Annotated in this window: 18 protein-coding genes; 5 read left to right on the top strand and 13 right to left on the bottom strand. The window is 34.9% G+C overall.

Annotation, left to right across the window (positions count from 1 at the left end):
• Position 1: 1 nt before the first annotated feature.
• The 4 genes from malR to CQZ94_RS06230 form a co-directional block, all read right to left on the bottom strand.
• Positions 2-1,033: a maltose operon transcriptional repressor MalR gene (malR, locus tag CQZ94_RS06245; RefSeq protein WP_105584680.1), complete on the bottom strand. Its 1,032-nt coding sequence runs from the start codon at positions 1,031-1,033 to the stop codon at positions 2-4.
• Positions 1,034-1,317: 284 nt separating this feature from the next.
• A complete protein-coding gene (gene malD / locus CQZ94_RS06240) occupies positions 1,318-2,160 on the bottom strand; it encodes a maltosaccharide ABC transporter permease MalD (protein ID WP_105584679.1) in 843 nt (280 codons plus the stop codon).
• Complete coding sequence (gene malC / locus CQZ94_RS06235) at positions 2,161-3,462, bottom strand: maltosaccharide ABC transporter permease MalC (RefSeq protein ID WP_105584678.1); 1,302 nt, start codon at positions 3,460-3,462, stop codon at positions 2,161-2,163.
• 77 nt (positions 3,463-3,539) lie between these two features.
• Entirely contained in the window at positions 3,540-4,799 is a 1,260-nt protein-coding gene (locus CQZ94_RS06230; protein ID WP_105584677.1) for an extracellular solute-binding protein, read from the bottom strand.
• Positions 4,800-5,123: 324 nt separating this feature from the next.
• Between CQZ94_RS06230 and CQZ94_RS06225 the strand changes: the two genes are divergently transcribed.
• Complete coding sequence (locus CQZ94_RS06225; protein WP_105584676.1) at positions 5,124-6,884, top strand: alpha-glycosidase; 1,761 nt, start codon at positions 5,124-5,126, stop codon at positions 6,882-6,884.
• 180 nt (positions 6,885-7,064) lie between these two features.
• Here the strand turns inward: CQZ94_RS06225 and CQZ94_RS06215 are convergent, their stop codons facing one another.
• The gene (locus CQZ94_RS06215) at positions 7,065-8,744 is read right to left on the bottom strand and encodes a glycoside hydrolase family 13 protein (protein ID WP_105584675.1); all 1,680 of its coding nucleotides are present in this window, start codon (positions 8,742-8,744) and stop codon (positions 7,065-7,067) included.
• A 270-nt stretch (positions 8,745-9,014) separates the two neighbouring features.
• On the opposite strand from CQZ94_RS06215, the gene CQZ94_RS06210 reads away from it, so the two are divergent.
• Positions 9,015-10,115: an ABC transporter ATP-binding protein gene (locus CQZ94_RS06210; protein ID WP_105584674.1), complete on the top strand. Its 1,101-nt coding sequence runs from the start codon at positions 9,015-9,017 to the stop codon at positions 10,113-10,115.
• A gap of 230 nt (positions 10,116-10,345) precedes the next feature.
• Here CQZ94_RS06210 and CQZ94_RS06205 read toward each other — a convergent pair whose 3' ends face one another.
• The 3 genes from CQZ94_RS06205 to CQZ94_RS06195 form a co-directional block, all read right to left on the bottom strand.
• On the bottom strand, positions 10,346-10,855 hold the full coding sequence (locus CQZ94_RS06205) for an SDR family NAD(P)-dependent oxidoreductase (protein WP_105584673.1): 510 nt from the start codon (positions 10,853-10,855) through the stop codon (positions 10,346-10,348).
• Positions 10,856-10,920: 65 nt separating this feature from the next.
• Positions 10,921-11,022 carry a flagellar motor protein gene (locus CQZ94_RS06200; protein WP_105584672.1) on the bottom strand — a complete coding sequence of 34 codons (102 nt, stop codon included), beginning with the start codon at positions 11,020-11,022 and terminating at the stop codon, positions 10,921-10,923.
• A 299-nt stretch (positions 11,023-11,321) separates the two neighbouring features.
• The gene (locus tag CQZ94_RS06195; protein WP_105584671.1) at positions 11,322-11,777 is read right to left on the bottom strand and encodes an RDD family protein; all 456 of its coding nucleotides are present in this window, start codon (positions 11,775-11,777) and stop codon (positions 11,322-11,324) included.
• A gap of 131 nt (positions 11,778-11,908) precedes the next feature.
• On the opposite strand from CQZ94_RS06195, the gene CQZ94_RS06190 reads away from it, so the two are divergent.
• A complete protein-coding gene (locus CQZ94_RS06190) occupies positions 11,909-12,340 on the top strand; it encodes a DUF3997 domain-containing protein (RefSeq protein ID WP_105584670.1) in 432 nt (143 codons plus the stop codon).
• Positions 12,341-12,376: 36 nt separating this feature from the next.
• Here CQZ94_RS06190 and CQZ94_RS06185 read toward each other — a convergent pair whose 3' ends face one another.
• On the bottom strand, positions 12,377-13,135 hold the full coding sequence (locus CQZ94_RS06185) for a hypothetical protein (RefSeq protein ID WP_105584669.1): 759 nt from the start codon (positions 13,133-13,135) through the stop codon (positions 12,377-12,379).
• Between the two features lie 37 nt (positions 13,136-13,172).
• A complete protein-coding gene (locus tag CQZ94_RS06180; RefSeq protein ID WP_105584668.1) occupies positions 13,173-13,901 on the bottom strand; it encodes a DUF4184 family protein in 729 nt (242 codons plus the stop codon).
• Between the two features lie 147 nt (positions 13,902-14,048).
• On the opposite strand from CQZ94_RS06180, the gene CQZ94_RS06175 reads away from it, so the two are divergent.
• Positions 14,049-14,276 carry a hypothetical protein gene (locus CQZ94_RS06175; RefSeq protein ID WP_105584767.1) on the top strand — a complete coding sequence of 76 codons (228 nt, stop codon included), beginning with the start codon at positions 14,049-14,051 and terminating at the stop codon, positions 14,274-14,276.
• 155 nt (positions 14,277-14,431) lie between these two features.
• On the top strand, positions 14,432-15,184 hold the full coding sequence (locus CQZ94_RS06170; protein ID WP_105584667.1) for an AAA family ATPase: 753 nt from the start codon (positions 14,432-14,434) through the stop codon (positions 15,182-15,184).
• A gap of 29 nt (positions 15,185-15,213) precedes the next feature.
• On the opposite strand, the gene CQZ94_RS06165 is transcribed toward CQZ94_RS06170, so the two are convergent.
• From CQZ94_RS06165 to CQZ94_RS06150, 3 genes are all read right to left on the bottom strand, one after another.
• Positions 15,214-16,389: an acetyl-CoA C-acetyltransferase gene (locus CQZ94_RS06165; protein ID WP_105584666.1), complete on the bottom strand. Its 1,176-nt coding sequence runs from the start codon at positions 16,387-16,389 to the stop codon at positions 15,214-15,216.
• Positions 16,390-16,528: 139 nt separating this feature from the next.
• A complete protein-coding gene (locus tag CQZ94_RS06160; RefSeq protein ID WP_002145954.1) occupies positions 16,529-16,978 on the bottom strand; it encodes an NUDIX hydrolase in 450 nt (149 codons plus the stop codon).
• A gap of 260 nt (positions 16,979-17,238) precedes the next feature.
• The gene (locus CQZ94_RS06150; RefSeq protein WP_105584664.1) at positions 17,239-17,532 is read right to left on the bottom strand and encodes a DUF3928 family protein; all 294 of its coding nucleotides are present in this window, start codon (positions 17,530-17,532) and stop codon (positions 17,239-17,241) included.
• Positions 17,533-17,656 lie beyond the last annotated feature (124 nt).

Here is a 17,656-nt window from a genome sequence, read left to right as displayed (position 1 = left end):
CTTAGCTTTTTGTTGCATACTGATCACAAGTTTGACGCTTCAATAATTTATGTGGAATGATAATACATTTTGCAGTAGACTCAGAATGCTCCACCTTATCAACTAAAGCTTTTGCTGCTTCATATCCTAACTGATATATATTCACATCAACTGTCGAAAGCGGTGGACTCGCAATTTCTGATAATAAAGCATTATTAAAGCTTACAATCGAAACATCCTTCGGTACAACGAATCCTTTTTTAGAAAGCGCACTTAACACACCCAGTCCAATTAAATCATCCGTTGCCATAATTGCCGTCGGTGGTTGCTTCAGTCCCATTAACTCCTCAACGGCTTGTTGACCACTTTCCCTTGAAAAATCAAAATGTAAAATGTACTCTTTCGGTAATACGATGTCTGCTAATTTTAAAGCATCACTCATACCTCCTAAACGATCTCTCGTTACAAGTAAATCTGATCCACCACCAATGAACGCGATTTGTTTATGGCCTAGTGAAATTAAATATTCTGCCACTTCTCTTGCAGCTGTATAATTGTCATTATCTACATATGTAATTTCATCTTTTCGATCATATGGTTTTCCAATTAAAACAAACGGGAAGTTTTGGTCATGCAAGTATTGAATAATCCGATCGTTCTCTCTTGAATATAAAAGAATAATACCACCAATTTGACGCCCTTGTACCATTTTTACAACACCATTAAAAATTTCATCTTCCGTTTCACCAGTCGACATATAAAGCGCATACCCTTCCACATGTGCAAATGAACTAATTCCTCTTATAACTTCTGGGAAAAACGGATTTTGAAAAGCTTTACTTGCAGAACTCGGCATAACAAGACCAAGTGTCTTCGTCGTTTGGTTCGCAAGGTTTCTTGCATTTAAATTTGGATGATATCCTAATTCACTCATTACTTTTCGAACACGGCGCTTTGTCTTTTCACTTATACTTGGATTATCAGCAATTACACGGGAAACTGTTGATGGTGCTACGTTCGCCTTCTTCGCCACATCTTTAATTGTAACTGTCATAAAAATCCCCCCTCTCACTTCTCTGCCATATTTCATATATTATTATCTTGCAATCGGTGCAAGTAATAGGAGAAGTCATAAACTTTCATTTATTTATTCTATCTTGCAAAACTTATCATATTCTCCCTCTCCATGTATTGTAAGGGATATAGCTCTTTTTTCCTATACTATAATATACTATTTATTTCACTTCTTTTCATATGCGATGTCAAATCTCTTTTCATCTCTCTATAAATTTTTTTATAGAGAGATGAAAAGAAAAATGGGACGTAATGTCCCATTTTTCATCCTTTTGTACCTCCAGCTGTTAAACCGGAAACAAAATATTTTTGTAGTGATAGGAATAAAATCGAAATCGGTATTGCAATTAATACTGAACCCGCTGCAAACGTCGTAAATTCATTACCAAATTTTTTCGCTACCATTTCATATAACCCAACTGCTAAAGTATAATTTTCCGGTGTGCGTAAAATAATACTTGCTAAAATAAAGTCTGTAAATGGACCGATGAAAGTAAATAACGCTACAACCGCTACGATTGGTTTTGCAAGTGGCATAATAATTTGCCAAAAAATACGGAAATGCCCCGCTCCATCCATTCGAGCTGATTCATCCAACTCTTTCGGAATCGTATCAAAATACCCTTTCATAAGCCATGTATTCATCGGAATTGCTCCGCCCACATAAATTAAAATTAATGCAAGATGTGTATCAATTAATCCTGTTAACTGCGCTAATATATATAGCGCGATTAACGCTGCAAAATTCGGGATCATTTGGAGAATTAAAAATGTTAATAAACCATTCTTTCTTCCAACAAAACGATATCTCGAAAATGCATAAGCAGTAAAGCTAATGGCTAACACAGAAAAAATCATCGTCATTACGCTAACTTTTAAAGTATTTTTATACCAAAGTAAGTAATTACTTGAATCGAGATCAAGTAGCTTGCGATAATGATCTAACGTGGCATTTTTCGGAATAATGCTAGAACCAGACAAACTATCTCCTGGATTAAACGATGAGCCAATTATCCATAGTAATGGATAGAAAATAATCGCACACATTATGAAGATAACTAAATAACTTAATGAAAGACGTAACATCTTTTGTCGTTTAATATTCATTTACATCATATCCTCTTCTTGGAATGATTTTGTTCTCTTAAATTGCCATAACGCAACTGTAATAACGATTAACGATAAAATCATTGTAAGAGCTGCTGCTTTTCCGTACTGAGCCGAAGTCATCGTTAACTTATAGATCCATGAAATTAAAATATCTGTTCCACCTGCATTTTGTCCAGACACAGCAGGTCCCCCGCTATTAAATAGATAAATAATACTAAAATTATTAAAGTTAAACGTATATTGTGTAATTAAAATTGGAGCTGTTGCATATAGAACGAGCGGCAATGTAATTTTGCGGAACTGTTGCCAAGCTGTTGCACCATCTACTGTAGCTGCTTCATACAGTTCTCCTGGAATCGATTGCAATATACCTGTTGTCATTGCAAAAACAAACGGGAAGCCAAGCCACGTTTGAATCATAATTAAAGCGATTTTCGACCAAAATGGATCAGTCATCCAAGCAACCTTTTCAATCCCGAATAAAGCTAATACTTGATTGTTAATCGCTCCGAACGTTTCATTAAACATACCAGCAAATACAAGAATAGATACGAATGCTGGAACAGCCCACGGTAAAATGAAGATTGTTCTAATAACAGCCTTCCCTTTAATCCCAGGCTGGTTTACGATAATCGCTAAAAAAATACCCAGTGCAACTTGTAATGTCGTTGCAACGAATGTCCAAATGACAGTCCAAGAGAATACACTTAAAAATGTATCTCTCCACATTGGTAATGTGAAAATATCAATAAAGTTTTTAAAGCCCACCCAATCTACTAATTTAGCTGGAGGAGAGTGATATAAGTCATAGTTTGTAAATCCAATTAAGATAACAAAAATGATTGGAAATACGACAACAAAGATAAGTAATAGAAACCCTGGTGAAACCATTAAATACGGAAAACCTTGATCTAATAAATTGCGATATTGCTCTTTTACTGAGTTTAATGGTGTCCCTATATCGCGTTTTTTCCCATTTTGGTATGCATCATATAAGTTAAATGCATATACCCCTAGTCCAAACACGACAACAATAAGTGCCAAAATCCCTTCTACTAATAGAAAGACAGAATGGTCACGTGGAACTTCTGTACCGAGCGTTACAATTCCCCATAATCCTATATTTAACAAATCAGCAAATGCTACAATAAATGAGCCTGTTAATACTAGAAAAATAAGACCTTTTACGTATTGTTTATTATATAGTTGACCAATGCCTGGAATGATTGATAACATGGTCGCCATTTTCCTATGCTTTGAACCGTTCACATCTTTCGTTGGTTCTATAGATGTTTGCATGTTCCTTCCCCCTTTTTTCTTCCTACTTGGAAGGGAGAGAATTCGTGCCTCTCATATTTAGAGGCACGAATTTCACCTTATTTTTTATTGCTGTGGTTTGCCTCAATATTACCTTTAATTTGTTTCACTGCATTATCAAGTGCTGCTTTTGGCTCTTGTTTATTTGATACAACTAATTGAAGCGCATCTCCAGCTGGTTTCCAAACTTCTTGCATTTCTGGAATATTCGGCATTGGGATTCCATTTTCTGATTGAGTCGCAACTGCTTTTGCAGCCTCATTATCTTTAATAATTGGATCTTCCATTACTGATTTTACTGGAGGAATTTCTTTTGTCTTCTCAAATCGAATTTTTGCGTTTTCTTCATTTGTTACCCACTCAGTGAATTTTGTAGCTAAATCATTTTGTTTAGAGAAGCTTGTTACATGCCATCCTTTTACCCCAACAAATGTTTTCATCGGTTGACCATTTGGTAATTTCGGCATTGGAGCAACACCATAATCAATTCCAGCCTTTTCCATCGCTTGGAATGCCCATGGACCATTCATAATAGATGCTGCTTTTCCTTCATTAAATAATCCATCTGCAGCTGAACCGCCAGATTCACCAATAATTCCTTTTGGTAATAATTTTTCTTTATACCATTTTTGAATATATTCAGCACCTTGTACTGCACCACTATTATTTAATCCAATATCTGTCGGAGTCAGTTTTCCATCTTTTTCACCAAATACATAACCGCCCATACCCGCCATAAATGCGTTAGCAAAATAGAAGTTATCTCCTAATGTTAAAAATCCGTACTTGTCATCTTTCGTAAAGTCTTTTGAGAAATTATACAGCTCATCCATCGTTTCTGGTGCTTTTGGCATTAATTTTTTATTATAAATAAAGATTGGTGTTTCAATTGCTTTTGGTAAACCGTATAGTTTTCCGTCGTATGTTTGTGCCTTTATTGATAAATCTGTAAATTTATTTTTTACCGTATCATCCACTTTCACCTCTGAAAGTAGCCCTTCTGTTACCGCATTACCAATATGATCATGCGGTAATGTTACAACATCTGGTCCTGTACCAGCTGGACCGTCGAGACGAAGTTTTTCTATTTGTTTCGTCATCTGAACCTCTACAACTTTTACTTTCACATTATATTTCTTTTCAAAACTTTTCACTGCCGGCTCTAGACCAACACCTTTTTTCTCATCTTCCCAAACGAGAAGATCATAATCTTTCTTCTCTTTACTTGCTTCTTTTTTCCCTGAATCTTTCGGTCCACATGCAGATAACATACCGATTGACAATGCTGAAATCGTTAATAGTGATAATGCTTTCTTCATCCCAAAAACCTCCCTAAATTGTCTATGTACCTCTTTAATTGAAAACGTTTGCATTTAACAGTTTAATAGAAGCGCAAACAATATTTAAATCTATGAAAACGTTTGCACTATTTGTCTATCATTATACATCCTTTTATTCATTTTGCAAATATTAATTTTCAAAATAATCTTATCATACTCTTTATTCATTGACTTTACATAAAATGAATACTACTCTTATAAGCAATATTAAAGTTATGTGGAAGGCAATCGTTTGCAACATAATCTTTATTATTTCGTTTACGGGAACTATATGTATAGAGATATTAAAGGGGGATTTTCTATATGCTTAAAGAAGCGATCTATCATAGGCCAAAAGATAATTATGCATACGCTTACGACGAAAAAACGATTCACATCCGGATGCGTACAAGAAGAGACGATATTCACACCGCCGCTCTCATCTACGGTGATCCTTATGAATGGCAAGATGGGAAATGGATTACAGCGAGTACACCGATGAAAAAAACTGGTTCTACTGAGTTATTTGATTATTGGTCAATTTCCATCGAACCACAATTTAAACGCTTACGTTATGGATTTGAATTAATAAATGATGCAGAAACTCTTATTTATACAGAACGAGGATTTTTTTCTAACATTCCAAATGATGATGTTGGTAACTTTTTCTGTTTTCCATTTATTCATGCAAACGATGTATTCAAAGCACCGTCCTGGGTTAAAGACACAGTTTGGTATCAAATTTTCCCAGAACGATTCGCTAATGGGGATCGCACACTGAATCCAGAAAACACCCTTCCTTGGGGAAGTACTGAACCAACTCCAACTAATTTTTTCGGCGGAGATTTTGCTGGTATTATTCAAAACCTTGATTACCTTGTTAAACTTGGAATTTCCGGAATATATTTCACTCCTATTTTCAAAGCTCATTCGAATCATAAATATGACACAATCGATTACATGGAAATTGATCCACAATTCGGGACGAAAGAAACTTTCAAAGAACTCGTTCAGGCGTGTCATGAACATGGTATAAAAGTAATGCTCGACGCTGTTTTTAATCATAGCGGATACTTCTTTGATAAATTTCAAAACGTACTAGAAAATGGCGAGCAGTCAGCTTATAAAGAGTGGTTCCATATTCATGAATTTCCGATTATTACTGAGCCACTTCCTAATTACGATACTTTCGCGTTTACACCATATATGCCTAAATTAAATACGGCACATCCAGATGTAAAAGAATATTTACTTGAAGTAGGTCGTTATTGGGTAAGGGAATTCCATATAGATGGTTGGCGCCTTGATGTAGCAAATGAAGTTGATCACAGTTTTTGGAGAGAATTCCGAAGTGAAATAAAAGTATTAAATCCTGAAGTATATATTTTAGGCGAAATTTGGCACGATGCACTCCCATGGCTACAAGGTGACCAATTTGATGCTGTAATGAGCTATCCTGTTACAAATGCTCTACTTTCTTACTTTGCTAACGATTCCATTAAAGCAAGTGAATTCATGAAACAAATTACAGATTCTTTACATTCCTACTCTATGAATGTAAATGAAGCGGCATTTCATTTATTAGACAGTCATGACACACCAAGAATTTTAGCGACATGTAACGGGGATAAAAATAAGTTAAAGTTACTCTATGTATTCCACCTTTCTTTCATTGGTTCTCCTTGTATTTATTACGGTGATGAAATCGGCATGGATGGTGACATGGACCCTGGTTGTCGTAAATGTATGGTATGGGACGAAAAAGAACAAGACACTCTGTTATTCACACATATACAAACATTAATTTCATTACGGAAACAATTTAAAGCATTTGGAGGACATGGTACTTTTCAATTTATTGAAGCAAATGATGAACATAATTATATTTCTTATACAAAAACATATGAAGATGAAACTATCTTTTTTGTTTTAAATCCCACAAACAATGAAGTTACAGCTCCACTCCCGCTTCATATTACGGGGAAGAAAATAATCAATATATATACAAATGAAGAATTTTCCGCGGAAGCAAGTGTATTACAAGTTACACTCCCTCCATATGGATTCTCGATATTAAAGTGGTAATAGAAAAAACCTTATGCCGCCTAGGCATAAGGTTTTTTCTTATTTCAATTTAGCCCGCTTTAACGGGCAGCAAGACTCCCACTTTAAAAGTCCGCAAAAGCAAAGAGGGTAAGCGGGAGATCGACTGCCCGTAAAAGCCCGATTGGTGAGGGCTAATAATCAGTGAAAATGCACCACAGATTAAAGTTTCACTTTATATACCATCGCTTCATATGGACGTAGTGTCATGTTTTCTATCGATCCATTTGCCACGTCATAATTGTGTATTAATAACTCTGATTTGCTATAAACAATATCTTCAGGCAATTCAAATACACATTCATCTGCAGTGAAGTTTGCAATCACAAGAAGCTTTTCTTCTCCATATGTTCTTACATAAGCAAAAATAGAAGGGTTATTTTCTAATATTAAATCATATGATCCATACACAACTATTTCATTGTTTTTGCGTAACTCAATCAATTTTTTATAGTAATAAAAAATTGATTCCTCGTCTTGGATTGCTTGTTTCACGTTAATCTCTTTGTAGTTAGGATTTACCGCAATCCAAGGCTCGCCCGTTGTGAATCCAGCATGCTCTTTATCATCCCACTGCATCGGCGTTCTAGCATTATCTCGACCCTTTATATAAATAGATTGCATCACTTTATCTTTATCTTCGCCACGGTCTATAACTTTTTCTTTATACATATTTAGTGTTTCAATATCTCGATATTCATCAATTGATTCAAATCGAACATTAGTCATTCCGATTTCTTCTCCTTGATAAATATACGGTGTTCCCTTCATCATATGAAGTACTGTCGCTAACATTTTCGCTGATTCAGTATGATAGGTTCCATCATTACCAAAACGAGATACAACACGAGGCTGATCATGGTTATTCCAATAAAGACTATTCCATCCTGTTTGTTCTAATGCCTTTTGCCATTTTGTTAAATTTTGTTTCAAAGTAAGGAGTGAGCATGGTTTTACATCCCATTTTCCACCTTCTCCTGAATCTAAATCCATATGTTCAAATTGGAATACCATTTGTAATTCTTTTCTAGCTTCTCCTGTATACAATTTAGCCTCTTCTGTCGTTACACCTGGCATTTCACCAACCGTCATAACGTCATAATGAGATAATACTTCTTCATTCATTTCATGCAGATATTTATGAATGTTTGGGCCGTTCATAAAATGTTTATGACCTGAAACGTATCCCTCTTCATCCGTTTCAACAGCTGGTAAGCCTTCTTCTTTAGAAATAAAATTAATAACATCCATACGGAACCCATCAATTCCTTTTTCTAACCAAAACTTCATCATTCCATAAACATCTTGTCTTACCTTTTCATTATCCCAGTTTAAATCTGGCTGTTTTTTAGAAAATAGATGTAAATAATATTCATCTGTCATTTCATCATACTGCCATGCAGATCCACTAAAAGCGGCTCCCCAGTTATTCGGCTCTTTTCCTTCTTTTCCAGGACGCCATATATAATAGTCTCTATATTTATTATCTTGCGATTTACGTGATTCAATAAACCAATTATGTTCATCGGAAGTATGATTAACAACTAAGTCCATCATAAGTTTCATATTACGTTCATGCATTTCATGTAATAGTTTATCCCAATCTTCCATTGTTCCGAACTCACTCATAATTTTACAATAATCACTTATATCGTAACCATTATCATCATTTGGAGATTCATAGACTGGCGATAACCAAATTACATCAATACCTAATTCTTTTAAATAATCTAGCTTTGAAATAATACCACGAAGATCACCTATACCATCACCGTTACTATCCATAAAGCTACGAGGATAAATTTGATATACTACACTTTCTTTCCACCATTGTTTTTCCATTATGCTACCCCATTTCATCTATAATTAATTCTTCTTTTTTAAGGCGCAAACGTTTTCATTAATGAATGATAACAGATTCTATCCTAATTTAAAATAGCGCTTACAATATTTATTCTTCTTTTTCTAAGAAAACATACGGAACTTACTATATATCCATAGTAAAAATGAAAACGTTTTATTTTTATAGTGTTTTTTATTTCTTTTTTGAATCTATTCGTTTATAATGAACTCAAAGAAAACGTTTGCATAATTTTTCTAGGGGGAAATATCATGGCAGAACTAAAATTAGAAAACATTTATAAAATATATGATAATAACGTAACAGCCGTAACAGATTTTAATTTACACATTCAAGATAAAGAATTTATCGTATTCGTTGGTCCTTCTGGCTGCGGAAAATCTACAACATTACGAATGGTAGCTGGACTTGAAGATATTTCAAAAGGAGAATTTTCAATTGATGGTAAGCCAATGAACGATGTTCCTCCAAAAGATCGAGATATCGCAATGGTCTTCCAAAACTACGCTCTTTATCCTCATATGAGTGTGTACGATAATATGGCATTTGGATTAAAACTTCGTAAAATACCAAAAGATGAAATCGATCGCCGTGTGCAAGATGCAGCTCGAATTTTAGGGCTTGAAGAATATTTAAATCGAAAACCGAAAGCATTATCAGGTGGACAACGCCAACGTGTTGCATTAGGTAGAGCCATCGTTCGAGACGCAAAAGTTTTCTTAATGGATGAACCATTATCAAACTTAGATGCAAAACTACGTGTTGCAATGCGCTCAGAAATCTCTAAATTACACCACCGCCTTGGAACGACAACAATTTATGTAACACATGATCAAACAGAGGCAATGACAATGGCTTCACGTCTTGTTGTTATGAAAGACGGAAAGATTCAACAAATTGGAACTCCAAAAGAAGTATATGAAACACCCGAAAACATTTTCGTTGGTGGATTTATCGGCTCACCAGCAATGAATTTCTTCCGTGGTAAATTAACTGAAACTGATTTCGTTATAGACAATGCAATAAAGATTAAAGTATCTGAAGGAAAAATGAAATTATTACGTGAACAAGGCTATGTAAATAAAGAAATCGTTTTAGGTATTCGTCCTGAAGATATTCATGATGAACTATTATTTTTAGAAGCTTCACAATCTACTACTTTCACAACAAAAATCGAAGTTGCAGAATTGTTAGGTGCTGAATCTATTTTATATATGAAACTTGGAAATCAAGATTTTGCAGCACGAGTTGATGCAAGACATACTTTTGCGCATGGTGACCAAATTAACCTTGCATTTGATATTAATAAAGTACATTTCTTTGATAGCCAAACTGAACAACGCATTCGCTAAATATGAATGCAAAATACAAAACCTTCTTTTTTTAGTAGCAGAGAGCATCCAGCCATGCATAATAATGGTCAAACCCTCTTCCTGCCCCATACTAAATTAAAAAAAGAAAAAAGCGAGTTCGAAATCCCTTGTATTCTGTATAGTTACTACTTATACAATAAGAAATTAGGATGAATTAAAACAAGCACAAAAAAACCGTCCACATATATATTGAGGGCGGTTTTTCATTATTATACTAGGGCTTCTATTGTATGAAATGATTGTCCTTTCGTGCTAATAATACCGAAAATCGGTAAGTCACTGAGCACCACTTCTTCTTGCTGTTTCATAAAAGATGACGTTAATTGTTTTATCTCTATCCAAACGTCATTAATACAAAGTGCATTGGAATCGTTCTCTTGTTGGTGAGAAAATATAGAATCTATTTTATATAAACCAGCATTTTGAAAAAGCATATCAATACGACTGTATGCTTCCATCGCAAAACTGATAACGCGTTGCCACTCTCCTTGCTTTCCCATATCATAGGATACAAAAAGTGCCTCTCCGCCTAGATCCGTAATTTCCTCCACTGTTGCTTGTCCACTTTCTTGATCAATGTCCGTCACAATTACTTTTGCGCCTTGCTGAGCCAACAAAAGAGCTGTACTACGTCCAATACCGATGCCACCGCCAGTTACAATGGCAACTTTTCCTGCAAGCTTCATTTTCATTACCCCTTCTATAAGTCTTACCGTCATTCAGTATACTCCTTTATTAGATTAGTCTGCAAGCAGGAAAAGTTAACGTTACAAATTGTAACCGATTACTTTTTTACTCCTTCTTTTTTCTTACTATTATTATATTGATCAAAGGTTAAACCGATAAAAATAAGAATTCCCCAAAAAATTAAGCTACCTCCCGTCATTCTAAATCCCCCTTTGTTATATAACGATATTATTTATATCCATTATATCATTCTCTTAATTTTCAATCTATTTAAAACGAAAATAGGATGTTTGAATTAGCTACCGCTTCTTTAAACATCCATCAATAATATGGAGGGTACTATATAGGAGATATCCGCCCTATATCAATTCCATTTATCGAATTTTTCAAAAAAACAAGAGAATGATGACATTTTTCACGAAATTAAAAATAAGACTTTTTATATACAAACAATAAAAAGTCTTATTTCATTAGTAACACGTATAATCTAAATATTACTTATACAAGACTCATCACTTTCGTCTTTGCAATTAAATCATGGAAGCCACAATTATCTTTGCGGAATAACATCATATATACATTGCATATTAATGGAACTCCAAGTAATAATATGCTTGGTAATAGTAATACAAAAAATCGTATTATTAATGTTTGTAACGTTAGTTTTTCACTTGTTAACGAGATTATTTTTGTTCTTGTTACCTTTTTACCAAGTGTAGAACCGTTCCAAAGAAAAGGGAACACAATAAAATTTATAGCCATTAATACGAAAACAAGTGTAAGGTCATATCTATAGTCACCTAAACTTATATTAAAACGATTGAAAATAGCACTATAGTTTCCGGTAATAATAGCTACTACTGCACCGTACGTAACCGAGATTAAAAACATGTCAATAAGGGAAGCACCTATGCGATTCATTACAAGCGCTGGACGATGCATCTTTAACTTCATTTTGTGTCGACTCCTTCATATCCTTCTTTACCCGTTTCATCGTACCACTTCTAAAAAACATTGTAAACTGGCGTTTCGCTTACTTTTCTTGTACAATGTGTTACAACAGCATTGTAAAGGAGGTTCCCATATTGAAAAGATGGATAATCCTATTTGCCGCACTCTTATTAGCAGGTTGCACAGGCAATACAAACCATTTAACCTATACAATTAACGATGAATACGAACTCATCCATACTTCTGGGGATGCATTTGAACTTTTCCCATCGCAGGATGCTGTATATGCTACACAATACATCCCTGCAAAAATTACAGAAATTGCTTGGGACGATAAATACATTATCACAAAACAAATTGAGGAAAAATCAGATCCAAATAATCCTGACGCAGCAATTACAAATAAAAAAAGTGAACATTATTGGATTATCGATGTAAAGCATAATAAACGATTTGGTCCTTATAATGAAAAACAATTTAACGAGCAAAAAGATGCTTTTAAAATTACAGTTCCTTTTCAAAGTGTAGATTCATATGTGAAAGAGCTAAAAAAACAGTCAGCATAACTTTTTATGCTGACTGTTTTCGTTTAAATACACACCTTACTTAGAAAATGAGATATTGAAAGTTTGTGGCTCTTTAACAGCTTCATGAGTATCTCCCGCTGCTAAATCATCTGTTGTAAACTTAATATCCTTTACCTTCTCTTTTCCATCATCGAGTATTAAACCGATAATTCCTTCTCGTGTCTCACCAGGCTTATAATCTTCCCTTGATGCACTCTTTGTGCCTACAAGTGTGTCTTCTTCATATAAAAAGTTTTGAGTCGCTACATTAAAATGCTGTTTGTCATTAATAATAACATCATTCATAGAGAAAAATTGCATGTTCTTATTCCCACTATTTTCTACCTTATATGTAATTTCAACATACCGAATCGTATCGCTAATCTCTGTTCCACTTAACGATGCATATAATTCAGCATCTTCTTGACTCACTTTATCTCCCAATCTACGCTTTACTTCTTCAGGAGTTAATGCAGTATACACTTTCAATGTATTTTTTGCATCTTTGCTCATTTGTGATAATGAGATAACTTTAACGTCTTGTACGTGAATTTTCATTGGGGCTACTTCAAATGTCTGATTCACAGAATGAATCTGTTCTAATTCAAAAGTCCCCCATCCTTTTTCTTTCACCTTTTGCCCTACTTTTTTAAGCTCACGCCCACCATACTCTTTTGTTTCAGGAATAGATTCTTTCTTTTTAGGTTCTGCCTTCTTTTCTTCTTGATGGAAGCAACCACTTAACATAAGAAGAAAACTACATAAAACAAAAATACTTTTCCATGCTTTCATCATTTAATTTCTCCTAACACTATCATTCATTAAAATTATATTAGTCCCTTGTTTTGTAAACTATAGAAACAATGAGAAGTCCACAAAACGAACTTGTCAGTCCAGATACTATTATACCTCCTATTTGGAAAATATGAAAATAGGGGTCTAATAACGCGTGAACGATAAATATAGTGGCTGCCACAACGATGGATGAAGCCCAATATTTCTTTTTTTCCGAAGTTAAACTAGTATCTCTATCCATTCTTCTTCTATATTTCCATAGTATATATACTAGTAATAGTAGACCAAAACAAGTACTCCCATGCTGTAAAAATTTATAAATTGGAATACTATATACTTCTTGCTGTAACAGCGGTAATTTCATAACAAAATAGCCTGTCTTATGGGTAAAAGCATCCCAAACTACATGCGTCACCATACCGAATAAAGCAGAATAGCAAAATACAAAAATATCTTTCCATGTATAAAGCCCCCACTTTTCATCAGCTATATATTTATAGTACGTAGCAAACGGCTTAGGTAGATGTGTTATAAACGGTCCTTTTAAAATACGATGATATGCATATGCTAATAAAAAAACGAGTGGTAAATTCAAATATAAGAAACCAGCCCATGTATGGCCAATAATACCGTATGGCCTAAAATATAAAAAATATTCAAAATCAGGTGCCATACTACCTAATATAAGAGCCGTCACTGAAATATAACTAGAATGTTTCTTAGCAAAAGGGAGAACAGCTGCTGGATGCGCGAATGTAAATGGCATATTTAACTCCTTTTCATATTTCCAATAGAATACATATTATCATAACGATATGAACAATCTCTATGCAATATTTATTTTCACATTGGAATATGATAGTTTAAATGTTATAATCCACATGAAATATTCAGAAAATAAGGAGGAGTTCCTGTGTCGTTAACACTAGTCTTTTTTCTTGTTCTGTTTATCTTGTTTTTAAGTACATACATCGGCTTCTTTCTATGGAAGCACTTAAAAATTATAAAATATATGCCTGCTCTCGTTGGCTTTATAAGTGTTCTTTTCATTTTTATATGGAAGAGAATGTCTTTCGGCTGGGAAGGCCTTGGTTTTTGTGCACTTCAATATATAACTTTATCCCGCATTAACGGGCAGTAAGACTCCCACCTCAAAATTTGGCTAGAACAAAGAAGTTAGGTGGGAGATGAACAAAACCCCCACTGATTAAAGTTTCACTTTATTAGCAAGCTGTCTTACACTTGTATTCGCTGCTTTTTTAGAAACAAAATCCTTTATGAATTGAGGTTTATATATTGATTGAAACACCCTTTTTAAAAAGCGTCTCATTACAAAAAGAAAATATCCCTAGCTTTTCCGCATATCCATACTGTTTACCCGCCATTCGAACATTACAATCACTCGTTTTCCACCCGAATGTAACATTCATTATTGGAGAAAACGGAACAGGTAAATCAACATTACTCGAAGCTATTGCAGTTGCTTTAGGTTTTAATGCAGAAGGTGGAACGAAGAACTTCCGTTTTAACACGTACGATTCACATTCATCTTTACATGAATGCCTTCGTATTTCAAAAAGTTTTAATACCCCAAAAGACGGCTTTTTTCTACGTGCTGAATCATTTTATAATGTTGCTTCTTACATTGATGAAATGGATAACGATCGAGAAGGACTTGGGGAAAAAATTATTAATTCCTATGGTGGTATCTCACTACACAAACAATCCCATGGAGAATCATTCTTCTCATTATTTATGAACCGCTTTTCAGGACAAGGTTTATATATTTTAGATGAGCCTGAGGCAGCTTTATCACCGATGAGGCAACTTTCAATGCTCATTCGCATGCACGAGCTAGCTGAACAAGGTTCACAATTTGTTATCGCAACCCATTCTCCCATTCTAATGGCTTATCCTGAATCTACTATATACTCTTTAACTCAAGAAGGAATTCACGAATCGACATTAGAAGAAACAGAGCATTACCAAACGACGAAACTTTTCTTTGAAAATCGCGATCGATTATTTCATCACTTATTTGAGTCATAAAAAAAGAGGCAGCAATCGCTGCCTCTTTTTTATAATGCTTCTATAAATAAAGCTACTCCAATACCGCCTCCAACGCATAGAGAGGCAATACCTTTCTCTAATCCACGTCTTTTTAATTCGTGAATTAAACTTACCGTAATACGAGCTCCCGTACAACCAATTGGATGTCCAAGTCCTACACCACTACCGTTTACATTCACTTTCTCACGGTCTAACCCTAACTCTTTCTCTACAGCTAGGTATTGTGCAGCGAAAGCTTCATTAATTTCAAGTAAATCTGCATCTTCTAATGACCAATCTACTTTTTCTAATCCTTTGCGAATTGCTGGTGCTGGTCCAATACCCATAATTTTCGGATCTACTCCCGCTACTGAATATCCAACAATTCGAGCTAACGGTTGTAAACCTTTTTCTTTCGCTTTTTCCTCACTCATTAATACTAAAACTGCACTTCCGTCATTAAGACCAGATGAATTCCCTGCAGTTACTGATCCGTCTTTACGGAAAGCTGGTTTTAATCCTGCTAATTTTTCAGCTGTAATATCTGCACGTGGATGTTCATCCTTTGCAAATACAACTTCTTTTCTACGTTCTTTTATTGTAATAGGAACAATTTGGTCGTCAAAGTATCCAGACTCAATCGCTTGCAGCGCTAATGTATGACTACGAAGCGCAACTTCATCTTGTTCCTCTCTTGTAATTTCATATTGTTCAACTAAATTTTCCGCTGTTTCACCCATCATAATATGGTGAATCGGATCTTCTAAAACTTCCCACACCGTATCACGAATTTCTCCGTGCTGTAGACGTTGTCCCCAGCGGTGTTGTTTTAATGCATAAGGGCTCGAGCTCATTGCTTCTACTCCACCTGCAACAACAATATCACTTACACCTAATTGGATTTGCATTGCAGCAGACATAATTGCTTGCATACCTGAAGAACATTGACGTTGAATTGTATAACCAGTAACTGTGTCAGGAAATCCTGCCGCTAATGCAGCTGTTCTTGCCGTATTTGCTTCATCAGTTCTTTGAATACAATGACCTAAAATTACTTCATCAACTTCATGTGGCTCTACTCCGCCTCTTTTTACAGCTTCCTGAAGTACAGGAACAGCTAATTCTACTGGTGTTATATTTTTTAGTGCTCCTCCGAAAGTTCCAATTGGTGAACGAACTGCAGCTGTAATGACAACATTATGCATTTTGTACTTGCCCCTCTCTTATGTACCCTAGTAAATTTTTAGATGGAATTCCATAAGATGTATGTCTACAGTTATCATACTATAAACATACCAAAAAATCAAAATATTTAATATAATAAAAATAGAAGGAATTCACCTTCTATTCTGTCAACGCGTATAGGAATTTTTGTAATATCTTCTCTGTCGTTTCATTCAATTTCGGTAACTTATCTACTGGAAAATATTGAAGTTGTAACCCTTCATGATCGAGCTTTAATTCTCCGCTTACATGATGTGCCTGATACAGATGAATCACATTAAAAATTTCATCTCCATTTGGATAACGGAAATAAACTTCCTTTCCTGAAAGAACACCAAGAAATTGCATTATTTTTGCACTTAACCCCGTCTCCTCGAATAATTCTCTACGAGCAGTTTCTTCTGTCGTTTCTCCCAGTTCCATTGCCCCGCCAGGCACACCCCAATCATATGTATCTGAACGATATTGAAGCAATACTTCTTGATTATCATTTAATATAATAATTGCTGATCCTACTAAAATAAGTGGTCTCGTACCAACTACTTTGCGTAACTCTTCAATATACCCCAATATGTAAACTCTCCTTTCCTCACCCTTCCTTATCATAACAAAATTCTCTTCCTTTTGTTGCTGTAATTTTCAATAAAAAAGGAAGCTTCCGCTTCCTTTTTTTACCGTTATCCCGCTATTTGCGGGCAGTAAGACCCCTACCTCAAAATTCAGCGAAAGCAAAGAAGTTAGGCGGAGGTCGGGCTGCCCGTAAAAGCCCGATTGGTTCAACTAATAATCAGTGCGGGATGGACAAAACCCCCACTGATTAAAGTTTCACTTTATTTCTTAAAACTTTCGTATTTTACAGCTTCAAAAGCTTCTTCAATTTCCTCATTGCGATAATGGACATACGTAAAACGCCCTAATTCTACTAATCTAGCTATTTCTTGTAACGCTTTATGCTGATCATATGTTTCTTCAATTGTAATATGTACATAAAACTTCATTATTGGATGTTCATATAAAGGTTCTCCCACCTCTACATATACATCTTCAACCCCTTGCACAACTCTTACATAGCTCGCAAATTGATAAAGAGCTTCTCTGTCTGAAACGATTTTTAATGTATACATATATTCTCCCCCTTTTCTTTACTATATCAAAAAGATGACCATACTACGTTATAGAACTATGAAATTTTTTCGACTTGTATTATATATATTCGTGCGATAAACAAGGCGTTTATCCATACATAGA

The organism is Bacillus sp. MYb209, from assembly GCF_002975175.1.
Lineage (GTDB): Bacteria > Bacillota > Bacilli > Bacillales > Bacillaceae_G > Bacillus_A.
This window is presented reverse-complemented; position numbering and strand designations above follow the sequence as displayed.